Raw genomic sequence first — 14179 nt, forward strand, 5'->3', positions numbered from 1 at the left:
CTAGCGATTCCGGCTTCATGCAGGCGAGTTGCAGCCTGCAATCCGAACTGAGAATGGTTTTATGGGATTGGCTCCACCTCGCGGCTTCGCTGCCCTTTGTACCATCCATTGTAGCACGTGTGTAGCCCAGGTCATAAGGGGCATGATGATTTGACGTCATCCCCACCTTCCTCCGGTTTGTCACCGGCAGTCACCTTAGAGTGCCCAACTGAATGCTGGCAACTAAGATCAAGGGTTGCGCTCGTTGCGGGACTTAACCCAACATCTCACGACACGAGCTGACGACAACCATGCACCACCTGTCACTCTGTCCCCCGAAGGGGAAATTCCTATCTCTAGGAGTGTCAGAGGATGTCAAGACCTGGTAAGGTTCTTCGCGTTGCTTCGAATTAAACCACATGCTCCACCGCTTGTGCGGGCCCCCGTCAATTCCTTTGAGTTTCAGCCTTGCGGCCGTACTCCCCAGGCGGAGTGCTTAATGCGTTAGCTGCAGCACTAAAGGGCGGAAACCCTCTAACACTTAGCACTCATCGTTTACGGCGTGGACTACCAGGGTATCTAATCCTGTTTGCTCCCCACGCTTTCGCGCCTCAGCGTCAGTTACAGACCAGAAAGCCGCCTTCGCCACTGGTGTTCCTCCACATCTCTACGCATTTCACCGCTACACGTGGAATTCCGCTTTCCTCTTCTGCACTCAAGTCCCCCAGTTTCCAATGACCCTCCACGGTTGAGCCGTGGGCTTTCACATCAGACTTAAAGGACCGCCTGCGCGCGCTTTACGCCCAATAATTCCGGACAACGCTTGCCACCTACGTATTACCGCGGCTGCTGGCACGTAGTTAGCCGTGGCTTTCTGGTCAGGTACCGTCAAGGTACCGGCAGTTACTCCGATACTTGTTCTTCCCTGACAACAGAGCTTTACGACCCGAAGGCCTTCATCGCTCACGCGGCGTTGCTCCATCAGACTTTCGTCCATTGTGGAAGATTCCCTACTGCTGCCTCCCGTAGGAGTCTGGGCCGTGTCTCAGTCCCAGTGTGGCCGATCACCCTCTCAGGTCGGCTACGCATCGTCGCCTTGGTGAGCCGTTACCTCACCAACTAGCTAATGCGCCGCGGGCCCATCTGTAAGTGTCAGCCGAAACCGACTTTCAACCTTCCCTCATGTGAGGGAAGAAATTATCCGGTATTAGCTCCGGTTTCCCGAAGTTATCCCAGTCTTACAGGCAGGTTGCCCACGTGTTACTCACCCGTCCGCCGCTAACCACCGGGAGCAAGCTCCCAGTGATTCGCTCGACTTGCATGTATTAGGCACGCCGCCAGCGTTCGTCCTGAGCCAGGATCAAACTCTCCAATAAAGTTGAGTTGATTAGCTCAAAAATGTTACGTTGGCTCATGTTTTCTAATTAGTAGAAGAAACATGATAATTATTGTTTGTTGACGTTTTTGTTTGTTTAGTTTTCAAAGAACTATTTCGCTTCTTATTACAGCGACAAAAATTAATATATCATATTCACTTCATAAGTGTCAACTCATAATTTTCATTCATTAGGTTTGACCTCTCGTGAAGGAACTTTTATATCTTATCACCTGAATCACTCGTATTCAATATATAATTTTTTCCAATTGAACTAAAAGAAAGATAAAATCCAAAATAAAATGCCTCTCTCCATTTAATTAGGAAAGAGGCAATAGCAATATTATTGTTTATTAATCACGAATTCAAACGTCTTTGTTGCTTTAGCAATTGCACCGCCATCATTTTTAAAATTAGTCGTTTTACTTGATTCTGATGGTTCGATATGAATGCTGAGTTTGTTTTCTCCTGCATTTAATTTAATGGTTTGCGAGAAAGTCATATCACTATTAATTGTTACAGGCTCACCATTTATAGTAAGAACTCCATCTTTAATAGCATTACCTTGCAGCGTTATCGTGTCAGATGATACCGTTTGCCCGTCAGTATGGGAAGTTATAACAACTGGCTGATCAATCCAACGGACAATCTTATCCTGAACGACCATTTGATTTCCACCCTGGTTTGTAACGATGATAGATAGGTCTGTCCCTTGTGCTCCGTATCCGTAATAGCTGACATCATCATCATCTGGGTTCGAAGATGTATGGTCAGGCAACCCTTCTTGATCCCATGTGCCATTTTTTACGTATTTATACGTTAATACTTCACCTTCCTGTGCTTCGACAGTATATTCATAATCATTGGTGACTGCCCCAGCACGCGTCATTTGCCATGCACCGGTGTTCCAGCCGTTTTTGCTACCAGGCATCGTAATATAAATTCCTTGTGGAGTATAGGCTGGTGCGTTCACCTTAAATGTTACCTTTACGGTAACTAATTCAGGTGTAACGGTTACAGGATTGGATTTCACCATATTTCCTGCACGGTCATAAACTTGTACCTCGTACGTATACGTTTTTCCGTTTGTTACATTAATATCTCGATACGATTCTTTTGTCACATCCTGCAGCTGGTCGATTTTTATACCGTCGCGGACAATAACTATCATATATGGATCTTCATTTCCTTCCAATTTCCAAGAAAGGTTCACTTGTCCTGATTCCTGTAGAGGCTCAGCTAGTGTTATTTTTTCTACAGGGGGTATGGTGTCACTTCCTTTAGTAAAGGTTACAGTCTTTAGTTCACTTGTGACCCAAGTGCGGCCTAGGTCATTTGAAAAGGCAAATCGATACTCATAGCTGCCTTCATCAAACGCCAGGAAATTAGAACTAAAGACATTCGACACATCCTGTTGATTTACGTAAGTCGCCTTGTAGGAAATCCAATTTTCGTTTCCAGGCTGTTTTACTTCAAGTTTAGCCTGCAATCCTTCCATTTCTCCCGTTTCTGTTTCACCTTTTACAAAGAAATTTGCTGTGACTGTTTCTGGATTTGAAAGATCAATACTCGCTGGTTCAAGCGATGTGACATTTTCAATTTTGTAGTTATCTTCCGCTAATTTCACATGCGGAATAACGGCAGTTTGGAATTCCACCTTCTCAGAGCTATTCGCCTTTTTATCAACCGCCGCCACTGCAAAGTAATATTTTCGGCCATTATCTAGCCCATCAATTGTTACACTATTAGTAGAAGCCTCTTTTACTTTTTTGTAAAAAGCACCGGAAATCGTTGTTTGGTAGACGGCATATCTTTCTGCATCGCCTTCCCATTTAATCACTGCCGAATGACTGCCTTCTTCCACCGTTAAATCAGTAACACCAGTAGGACGTTTTAGGTTTTGACCTTTTTCCGAAACAAGCATGCGCCCACTCATGGCCGGAACAGATACAGTCAGTTTTCCATCCTTTGATTCTACTGTGTATTTTTTATCGAGCTGGTCGGTTAATTTAATCCCGTTTACCATTATATCTTCCATATTTAGTTCGACTGTTTTTGGTTCATTGCCGCGGTTTGTAAGGACGATACCAACATTCTTTTTATCTGAGCGTGAAAAAGCAAGCACATCGCCTTTTGCATATAAATGGTGCAAATCACCATAGCTAAACAAATCATGATAACTTGATCTTACTTTTCCTATCGCTTGATAATGCTTGATTAACTCCTGATCTTCGCTGCCCCATGGATACGTACGGCGGTCATCGGGATCCTTTGAGCCGGTGACACCTGCTTCATCACCATAATAAATGGTCGGTGCGCCTGCGTAACCCATCTGCAAAATGGCAGCCAGCTTTAAACGTTGAATTCCCAGCTTCTGGTTATAGTTTTTATCAAACTCCGCTCTTTCAAAAGAGTCTGTTCCATTCCCTAGAACGAACGCAGCACGTGCAGTATCATGTGAGCCCATCAGATTCATAAGGGAATAAAATGCTTCTTTTGGATAATCCTCATATACAGCATTGAGCTGATTTTGTGCACCTTCTGCGTTTCCGTTTTTTAGGTAATCGATCATCGCGCCGCGGAAGCGGTAATTCATGACGGAATCATATAGGTCACCTAAGAAATATTTGGAGGCATCATCCCAGATTTCACCCAGGATTAATGGTTCATCCTTCTTTCCAGTCTTAAGCTCTTTTCGGAACTCCCTCCAAAACTGAGGATCAACTTCGTTCGCCACGTCTAAACGCCAACCTGAAGAACCCTTGTTAATCCACGACTTGGCTACCGAATCTTCATCATACATAATGTAATTAGCGAACGAGTCATTATTTAGTTCAGATGGATAATCGACTGCTTCGCCAGGAATGGATTTGATTTCTGGAAGTGAATCGTACCCCCACCAACACTGGTACTTATAAACACCGTCAACTTTTTCATTTTGAATGTTAAACCAGTTTTCAAAACCGTAAGGGCTAAATGTTTGTCCCTCTGATATAAATTTTTCTTTTACTTGTTTTTTAGCCTCATCTTCTAGCACTCCCTGATTCACAAGGTCATAAATTGCGGCCCAATACTCATAAGCACCTACCGTTGGATATTTACTATAACGGTCAAAGTAGATGGAATCATCGCCAACATGGTTAAATACGCCATCTAAAATCAAGTGGATCTTTCGTTTCTTTAACTCCTTAGTAAATGCCTCGAACTCTTGTGGAGAACCAAACATCGGGTCGACATTTTTATAATCTGCAGCGTCATATTTGTGATTCGATGCTGCCTCAGCAATTGGATTTAAATAAAGTGTGTTTACTCCCAATGATTGGATATAGTCTAATTTCTGTTGAATACCTGCAAGGTCGCCGCCAAAGAAATCATTAGAAAAAATGGCATCATCTTTATATCCTTCAGTCCCTTTCAGACGAGGATTATCAGGAAAATCATTCCATACTTTATGTTCAATTGGCTCCTCCCCTCGTGCATTGCTTTTGGCATTATCGTTTTTCTTATTTCCATTGTAAAAACGATCAGGGAAAATCTGATAAACGACAGCTTCCTTCATCCAGTCAGGAGTTTTATAAGATGGTTCATAAACCGTTAGCTGGAATAAGGATGCGTTAGAATCAGATGCAATCCCTTTTCCGCCTTCTTGAACGTCTTCCCCATATTCTTTCTGGCCAGCGCCGTCACGGGCAATAAATTTATAGCCGTATACCCCCTTTTCTTTAGGCGTAACGTTCGCTTCCCAAAACTCCACTTGTCCACCCTTTTGCTCAAGCCAGCCGGCAGATTCCATGTCTACAGTGACAGTGTTACCGGTATTGTAGTTTTTTAGCTGAACCTTCGCTCCGGTTAGGTCCCCTTTCTTCGCTTGAAGGCGAAGCTTTACAACATCTCCTGCTTTTACCGCCCCAAATGGGGAACGGTAAGCCGTAACCCATGTATCATGGTATAGCTTGTCCCCCTGAACAATGCCATCAGGCAGCTCCGGATCATAATCGGTGTATACTTCTTTTGTATCATGGTTATAAAAGAATGTTACCGCTGCGTCCTTTAGGACATTTAGCACAAAGTTATTAGCTGGATAAGCAGGTGCACTCCAGTTATCCCCAAGAACAATTTTAAATTCATGTTTACCTTTTGGAACTTGGGCTGTATAGGTATAGACGTTGTCATGGTCTTCATCTTGCAAAATAGCCGTAGATTCACTAGGTGACCACTCTCCCCCGGCATTAAGCTCTGGTTGAATATCACCAACAATCCTTGGCTTTTGATTATCTGGTAATTCAATCGGTACTGTTACTCTATGAGTGGTGTCATCATAAACAAACGTAACCTCTGTTTCTTTATCAAGTGATAATTTATAATTATCACCGTTCCGTGCTCCATCTGCCCCGTAGTTCTCATCCCAAGTGCCGTTTATGGCAATTTTATATTCATAATTTCCTGCAGGCAGTTTGCCGGTTAGAATGTACTTCCCCGTTTCCTGCAACTTCATTTGCGTAGCCTGATCAGCAGGATTCCACTCACCAGAGCCTCCCAGTTCATCTTGCAGGTTTCCAACTAGGGTCACGATCCGTCCTTCTGCATTTGTTTGTGCCGGATGGAAAAAAGCTGTCCCTGCAATCGTTTGCACTAATATTGCTAAAAGTGCAAGGTAATTCATCCACTTACGTGATTTTCCTTTCATTCATGTTCCTCCCCCTTTTGTGCAAGCGTTTGCACAATTAAAAATAGAAAACGCTTACTTGAACCTATTATCTCATCATCAATATCTCGAAAAGAATAGGTCTTTGCTACTAATATTTACTAAAACTTATATCACGGACACGATTGCGTTAGGCTAACCACTCCTACGGCTTCATGGTCAAGTACCTTCACCAGGTAGACGTACATGCTTCACACAAAATAAAGAGGAGACACCCGCCTCCTCTTCAAATGGGCACTCTATTCTTGGAATTTCACTCGAATGTTTCGGCGCCCCTCATCTTCATTACCTTCTTCAGGCAAGGTGTCATTTTTTATAAAAAACGAAAGAACCAGCGTCAAAAGCGAAAGTACAGCAATCACCATAAATGCCATGTTGGCACCGTGGATATCCGGATATAGGATTCCCGGCTCATCCTTCGCCGATGCAGCAGTTGTCGTCATCACAGTTACAAGAATAGCAGTCCCAACCGATGCGGCAATCATTTTCATCGTATTATCCATTGCTGCTCCATGGGGAATGAGCCGTTTCGGAAGCTGGTTTAGGGCTGCCGTGGCAGCCGGCATCATAACCATGGAGAGGCCGAACATCCTAATACTATATAAAACTGTTATAAAGGTAATGGTTGTGTTTGGACCCAATTTAGTAAACGCAAATGAGGATGCGGTTATTATGATTAAACCTGTGATTACCAGCCATCTAGCACCAATTTTATCAAAAATCCTACCGATAATCGGTGCCAAAAATCCGCTTATTAGCGCGCCCGGTAAAAGAGCAAGGCCTGCCTCAAACGCTGAGAAATCTCTCATATTTTGCATATATAAAGGAATGATCGTTTCAGCACCAATTAACCCCATAAACCCTACCATCCCGATAATGATGGCATGCGGAAAAATCGAAATTTTAAATACTCTAAATTCCAGGATGGCATGTTCAAGGCGTAACTGTCTTGTAATAAACCATACCAAGGCAAGACCTCCGATTCCTAATGTAAAAAGAGTGATGCCGCTTCCCCAGCCAAAATTTCCTGCACATGTGAATCCATATAGAAGACTGCCGAATCCAATAGAGGATAAAATGATGGAAATTACATCGACTTTTGGTTTCGATAATTCGGTAACATTTCTCAAGGTGAAGTATGCGACAACAATGTCTATTAAAGCTATTGGCAGGATGATAAAAAACAAGAGGCGCCATGAATAATGCGACGTAATCCAACCCGATAAGGCAGGCCCAATCGCCGGAGCAAAGGATATAACTAGTCCGACCAGTCCCATAGCAGCGCCGCGTCGATTAACTGGAAAAATCAGCAAAAATACCGTTTGCATCAGCGGCAGCATCACTCCAGCTCCGCATGATTGAATAATTCTTCCTAATAAAAGAAATTCAAAGTTTGGGGCTATTCCCCCAACTATTGTACCGGCTGCAAAAATGCTCATTGCAGTCAAGAATAACTGGCGGGTGGTAAACCGTTCTAACAGGAATGCACTTACCGGCACCATAATACCGTTGACAAGCATAAAAATGGTCGTCAGCCATTGCGCACTGTTGGCGGTAATGTTCATTTCCTTCATTATTGGAGGTATTGCTGTAATCATCAAGGTTTGATTTAAGATTGCGATAAATGTTCCCGCTAAAAGAAGCGCCACGATTGGGCCTCGTTTATTAGTGGATTTATCCATTTCTCATCCTCCTTTATTTTCAAAAACGTACTTACTAGATTACATGATTTTGCCACTTTGTGCTAACTATTTATCTTGAATGAGTTTGTCTTTTTTATCTATTTTTCTTGCGACATTCTTATCACTGTACATTTTTCCCATTTACACAAAAAAACCCCCTCATCCACCGAGGGGGCCAATCCCAATTTCTTCTATAACATTATGATAAAATCCGTTTTTCACCTTCGATCGCCTGAATCGGGGCGATATTTTGTGTAAACTCCAAGGTGCCTACATATTTTCCATCCTCATCGCGAACGGCAAAATATCTAATGTAGACGTACTTATCGCGAAACTTAATCCAAAAATCCTCGCTGTCTTTTTTACCTGATTTAAAGTCTGCCAGCAAATCCTCGACCACATGAACACTTCTTGGCGGGTGACAATTTTGCACTGTCCTTCCGATAATGGCTTTTGTTCTAGCAAAAATTCTATCCTTCCCGTGCGAGAAATAACGGACCACATCCTCATGATCAATAAAGGTAATGTCAACCGGCAAATGGTTTAATAACAGTTCAAGTTGTTTTAAAGACAGGATCCCGGTTTCCATTTTAATATAGCCTTCGGAAATGGCATTTTCATCTAGTGCCTTCCGTTCTGGTTTCCAAACTGCCTCCGGTTCGGTTAGGCAAAAACCGATTTCATCGCTCTCATGAGCAATTTTCACCCATTCATCTTCTGTGAAATTGGCCAGCGCCATTGGGAACAGAATGTTCTCCTCCCGGTAAATCATTGCGGTTACCTCTTCGATTACCCAATTTAGTTTTTCAAGCACTACCTGCTTTTCACCATTATAATGAAGCAGTGTTTGTCTCACTTCTTTGACGGCATCGCGGATGAAGTCATCGATTCTCCACATATTATTTGTTGGACCGTAAATGCCGTAGTTTTCTAAGTATGGAAAAATCAAATGCTCTTTACGATTAAAATGTTTATCAATATCAAGCAGCAAATTGATATCCTCTAAGAGCTTAAATACATTTTCCGCTTGATCCTCTTTTTCGAACTGCCATAAATGCACTTGGAGCTGCGTTTTCACCAATTTATCAAGCTCTCTATTCTCCAGTTTAAAGGTGTGAATTGGGTGTCCCGGCTGTTCCTCAGGACGTTTTTCGCGGTTATCTTCCTCAATTCTCCCTTTAAAAATATCAGTGTGCTGAGTGTACAGGCGCTGCAGTTCTTCGGCCGGCATACTTCCTTCGTTGACAAACTCCAGTTGCAGCTGTGCAATTTCCTCTATGGTCACTTTACCAATAAAAGCATCGAAATGAGCCTTCACTTCATTTATATTTCTTCCATTATGAAGGTCTCTGAAAATTTCTTTTAAAATTTCGAGGCGCTCTGTATTCTTATATGTTTGTTGTTCACGGTTATTTATGAATTCACTCATATCCAGGATTCTCCTTCGTCAATTGCTTTTTTAAAAAATAACACTAATCCTGGTACGAGTTTGTGATTAAAATCATTCATTTCAAATGAAATATTAACAAGTTGTGAACAATGAAAACCTCAAATAAAAAAGCTTCAATCACCAAAATATGATAACTGAAGCTTCCATATATCTTTACCCCAACATACTGTGCCCACCATTAATGGAAAGAACCTGCCCTGTTATCCAATCAGACCAAGGCGATAATAGAAAAAGTATGCTACCTGATATATCGTCTATATTACCAAGCCTATTTAATGGATATTGCTTCATGATTTTTTCCAGAACATCCGGGTCAAAGCTCTGCCCCTGATCAATGAGACCGAGGGCGACTGTATTACATTGAATATTATTTCTGCCAGCCTCCTGGGCAAGCGATTTAAGAAAGCTAATCGTGCCGCTTCTGGCTGCGGCAGATACTATTAAATTCCGGTCCCCAGTACGGGCAGAATCCCCAATAATATTGATAAATTTTCCTCCCTTTTTCTCCATCATTTCCGGGATAAAGGTGTGGGCTAAATTCATAACACCGAACAAACATACATCGACTTCCCGCTTCCATTCACCCGGTTGATATTTAAAAAAGGATTTATATTGGGCAAATCCGGCGTTATTGACAATTGCATCTATTTCGCCAATCCCTTGTGAAATATCCTTTTTCATGTTTTGAACATCATCAATGGATGCCAAGTCACCATTCACCAGTACCACCTGAACGCCATGCCGTTCAATTTCCTTGGCAGTTTCAAGTGCTTCATTTTCGGAGGATTGATAATGCAGGACAATATTGGCTCCCTCAGTGGCGGCTGCCAGAGCAATCCCTCTTCCTATGCCTTTAGCTGCACCTGTGACTAGAATATTTCTACCATTTATATTTAAATCCATTCATCCCACCGCCTATTTTCCGATAAATAAAGCTTGACGTTTTTCAAGGAATGCCAAGGTTCCTTCCTCTTTATCAAGGGAGCTGTACAGTACGGCCTGAGCCAGTTGCTCAATCAATATACCTGTTTGAATATCTGTTTCCGCTCCGCTGTGAACCGCCAGCTTGGCAAGCCTTACTGCTAACGGCCCTTTGGTTAAAATTTTCCCCGCCTTTTTTTCGACGGCAACCCACAACTCTTTTTGTGGAACAACCGTTGATACCAAGCCGATTTCCTTTGCTTCTTGGGCAGTGATCATGTCACCTGTTAAAATCAAATCCAATGCTCTGCTTTTACCAATCAACCTTGTCAGTCTCTGAGTCCCACCTGCTGCCGGAATGACCGCCAAATTAAGTTCAGGCAGTCCAAATTTAGCGTTCTCACTGGCAATCCGAATATCACAGGACAGCGCCAGTTCACTGCCTCCACCTAAGGCATAGCCGTTTACAGCTGCGATGGTCACCTTTGGGCTGCTTTCCACTTTTTGATAAAAGCGGGACATTCCGAACGAAATGGCATCCATAGGTTGATAGCCGCGGACCTGCTTGATATCTGCCCCAGCCGCAAAGGCTTTATCCCCTGTTCCGGTAAAAACAATTACCCCAATACTATCATCCCGTTCAAGTGCTTCAAACCCTTCTTCCATCTCGGTAATGGTATCCTGATCCAAGGCATTCCGAACGCTAGGCCGATTGATTTTGATAACCCCGATAGACCCTAGCTTTTCCACCAAAATATTATCAAAAGACATTCTACTATTCTCCTTAAAAGATTCTAATTTTTAGAGCATCGTCAAGCCGCCGCTGACCGACAACGTTTGTCCAGTCACAAAACCCGCATCATCTGAAACAAAGTAAGCCACCGCGCCAGCAATATCCTGTGGCTGTGCCAATCTTCGGAATGGAATAGCCTTTTCCAGAGCACCGGCAATTCCTTCATTATATGAGCCGATTTCCTGGAATAATGGGGTGTCACTCGGACCTGGCGCCACACAATTTATGTTGATCTTATGACGGGCCATTTCGCGGGCCAGTGTTTTTGTCAGCGCTACTACGCCGCCTTTTGCCGCAGAATAAACAGCCTCACCACTCGAACCAACCCTAGCTGCATCAGAAGCAATATTGACAACCTTCCCGAAACCGTTTTCAATCATAAGCGGCAAAATCTCCTTGCACGTATGGATCTGCCCCATTAAATTAATATCAATGATTTTCTTCCAGGTGTCTGGCTCACTCTTTAAAAATGGCTCAACTTTATCCCAGCCGGCGTTATTCACTAACACGTCAATTTTCCCATACGCTTCAACCGATTCCTGAACCGCGTTTTTCACACTTTCCAAACTAGTAACATCACAATGAACTGCAACTGCTTCACCGTCATTTTCTTTAATTTGCGCAACAGTTTCTGCAGCGCCCTCCTTATTAATATCAGCAACAATTAAGTCCATTCCTCGTGATGCTAGTAATTTAGCAATCTCTCTGCCAATTCCGCTGCCGGCACCGGTAATAAATGCAGTACGTTTTACCACTGTTTATCCCTCCAATTTTTAAACCTTATCGTTAAAATCGTCTCGAAACCCATCAGCCTGTTTTCCCCCTACTAAAGGTAATATTGGTTTACTGTCTGAATTTCTTAAAATCAACCGGGCGTTTCTCGACAAAAGCATTTCTTCCCTCTGCCGATTCATCCGTTTTGTAGAACATCGCTAAGCTTGCCATCGAAATTTGCGAAATCCCTTCAATATTGGCGGAATCTGCATTAAAGGAATATTTCAGCATTTTAATAGCTGTTGGACTCTTTTCTAAAATTTTCCCCGCCCATTCCTCTGCTGCCGCCATCAATTCGCCTTGTGGGACGATTTTATTGACAAGGCCCATTTCCTTTGCCTCCTGCGCCGAATACTTTTCGCACAAGTACCAAATTTCCCTGGCCTTTTTCTCACCGACAATCCTCGCAAGATAGGCAGATCCTAACCCTGCATCATAGCTGCCCACTTTCGGACCGCTTTGGCCAAAAATGGCAGTTTCAGCGGCGATGGTTAAATCGCAAACCACATGAAGAACGTGGCCGCCGCCAATAGCATAACCGTTTACGGCTGCAATAACCGGCTTTGGAATCGCGCGAATTGTCCGGTGCAAAGCTTCAATTTCCAATCCGATGCCACCGCCAAGTCCACCTGAGCTATCATAGCCACTGTCCCCTTTATTCTTTTGGTCACCGCCAGTACAAAAGGCTTTTTCTCCTGCTCCTGTTAAAATAACCGCGCCAATTCTGTTATCATCCCAGGCATCCCGAAACGCCCAAATTAATTCTTGGACAGTTTGTGCACGAAAGGCGTTATAAACCTCCGGGCGGTTAATTGTTATCTTGGCAATTCCATCCTTTTTCTCATAAAGTACATCTGTCATTTCCATTTTTCATTCCTCCATTTTCTTTGCTAAAATTTTCAAAACAACTTGCCCTCTGACCACTTCAACACCAGATTGATTGATGCATGTTACCTTTTCGGTAACCCAATCCATTTCTTGATTGACATCTATGGTTTCTATCTCAACCGTCAACAAATCGCCGATATGGACTGGATTTAAAAAGACGAATTCTTTCTTCAATATCACAGCAGGGTGACAGGTCAATTCTTTGCCCATCGCCTCCGCAATCAATCCCTCACAAACAATTCCCGGAACAAGAGGCAGTTCAAACCATGTCTCACTTTGATACACCACATTAAAATCCCAGGTTAAAAATTTCCACTTTTCAACATCTTCACTAATAATGTTCCTTTGGATTCTCGCTATTTGTCCGATAAAAAATGTTTCGGCATCATCCATTCGGGAAGTAGTCTCCTATTTTAATAGGGACGAAATTCTTTCCCAATCAATTCTCGAGTAATGACCATTTGGTTAGCCTGTGCAGTGCCATCCCCAATTTCCAACCCAATTACATCCCGAAGCCTTTGTTCAAGCGGCATTTCCTTCGTATAGGCGTAGTGTCCATTAAGAAGCATACATTCATGGATTGCCTCCTGTGCATATTTTGGTCCTAGCCATTTTACCGAGGATGCCTCTTTTGTATGTTTTTTCCCATTGTCACGAAGCCATAGGCCGCGATATGCCTGCCACTTAATTAACTCCAACTGCGTATAGTGGGTGACAATTGGAAAAGAAACACCCTGAAATTTTGCAAGCGGTCTGCCAAAAGCCTGCCTCGTTTTTACGTGTTCAATGGTCTCATCGATACTTTGGAAGGCTGCCCCAGCACACTGAAGTCCAATTAACAAACGGCTAAGGTCAAACCCATTCATAACTTGGAAAAAGCCATTGTTTTCAAGTCCGATTAGATTTTCTTCCGGTACCTCTACGTCCGTTAAATAAATCGATCCTCTTCCAATTGGGACATTCCCCATGTCTTCATAGCCTTTACACTCCACGCCAGGAGCATCGGCAGGCACAACGAAGGCACTGATTCCCTTGCTGCCGGAGTTGGGGTCTGTTTTTGCAAAAACTATGAAAGCATCGCCAATTGTTGCCGCACTGATTCCTGATTTTTCTCCATTTAAAATGTAGCGGTCCCCTTTATGTACTGCTGTCGAGCGGATTCCTGCAGCATCGGTCCCGGCCGCTGGCTCGGTAATTGCTACTCCAACAATTTTGTCACCGCTAGCAATTTGCGGAAGCCAAGTTTTTTTCAATTGGTCTGTCGCATGATTGGTAATAATCTCTGAGGCTAAGGCATTTAGCATGACAGCATAAGTCAGGTTAAAATCTCCTCTTCCGACTTCCTCTGCTGCAATACCGGTCGTAACGCAGTCTGCTCCGCTGCCACCATGCTCTTCTGGAATTCTCAATCCGTTCACTCCCAGTTCGCCAAGCTTTTTCCATAAATGGCGGGGATGCGTTTTTTCACGGTCCCATTTTGTATACTGGGGAAGCAATTCATTCAGGGAGAATTCTCTTAACATTTCGCGAAAATACTCTTGTTCATCAGTAAAGGTAAAATTCAACAAGATGATTCCCTCCTTTACCTTTCTATATTGCAAATTCTGTGCCA

At 43.3% G+C, this 14179-nt stretch carries 9 protein-coding genes and 1 rRNA gene (1 of these 10 cut by a window edge); all 10 read right to left on the reverse strand.

All coding sequences use genetic code 11. The features are described from left to right. Window positions 1-1355, reverse strand: a 16S ribosomal RNA gene (locus ACZ5B7_RS19840) (it extends 195 nt beyond the left edge of the window). A 342-nt stretch (window positions 1356-1697) separates the two neighbouring features. Continuing rightward, the gene (locus ACZ5B7_RS19845) at window positions 1698-6041 is read right to left on the reverse strand and encodes an alpha-amylase family glycosyl hydrolase (RefSeq protein ID WP_464490727.1); all 4344 of its coding nucleotides are present in this window, start codon (window positions 6039-6041) and stop codon (window positions 1698-1700) included. Window positions 6042-6298: 257 nt separating this feature from the next. Next, a complete protein-coding gene (locus ACZ5B7_RS19850) occupies window positions 6299-7741 on the reverse strand; it encodes a DHA2 family efflux MFS transporter permease subunit (protein WP_464490728.1) in 1443 nt (480 codons plus the stop codon). A 199-nt stretch (window positions 7742-7940) separates the two neighbouring features. After that, window positions 7941-9170 carry a DUF438 domain-containing protein gene (locus ACZ5B7_RS19855; RefSeq protein ID WP_464490729.1) on the reverse strand — a complete coding sequence of 410 codons (1230 nt, stop codon included), beginning with the start codon at window positions 9168-9170 and terminating at the stop codon, window positions 7941-7943. A gap of 174 nt (window positions 9171-9344) precedes the next feature. Beyond that, window positions 9345-10094 (reverse strand): SDR family NAD(P)-dependent oxidoreductase, encoded by a 750-nt coding sequence (locus ACZ5B7_RS19860; RefSeq protein ID WP_464490730.1) that lies wholly within the window; start codon window positions 10092-10094, stop codon window positions 9345-9347. Window positions 10095-10106: 12 nt separating this feature from the next. Next, complete coding sequence (locus ACZ5B7_RS19865; RefSeq protein ID WP_464490731.1) at window positions 10107-10883, reverse strand: enoyl-CoA hydratase/isomerase family protein; 777 nt, start codon at window positions 10881-10883, stop codon at window positions 10107-10109. A 30-nt stretch (window positions 10884-10913) separates the two neighbouring features. Beyond that, complete coding sequence (locus ACZ5B7_RS19870; protein WP_464490732.1) at window positions 10914-11660, reverse strand: SDR family NAD(P)-dependent oxidoreductase; 747 nt, start codon at window positions 11658-11660, stop codon at window positions 10914-10916. A gap of 88 nt (window positions 11661-11748) precedes the next feature. Further along, the gene (gene menB, locus ACZ5B7_RS19875; RefSeq protein WP_423798682.1) at window positions 11749-12546 is read right to left on the reverse strand and encodes a 1,4-dihydroxy-2-naphthoyl-CoA synthase; all 798 of its coding nucleotides are present in this window, start codon (window positions 12544-12546) and stop codon (window positions 11749-11751) included. Between the two features lie 3 nt (window positions 12547-12549). Further along, the gene (locus ACZ5B7_RS19880) at window positions 12550-12960 is read right to left on the reverse strand and encodes a hotdog family protein (RefSeq protein WP_464490733.1); all 411 of its coding nucleotides are present in this window, start codon (window positions 12958-12960) and stop codon (window positions 12550-12552) included. A 20-nt stretch (window positions 12961-12980) separates the two neighbouring features. Beyond that, a complete protein-coding gene (locus ACZ5B7_RS19885) occupies window positions 12981-14135 on the reverse strand; it encodes an acyl-CoA dehydrogenase family protein (RefSeq protein ID WP_464490734.1) in 1155 nt (384 codons plus the stop codon). Window positions 14136-14179: the final 44 nt, after the last annotated feature.

The sequence above is a fragment of the Neobacillus sp. S1115 genome (assembly GCF_055385565.1).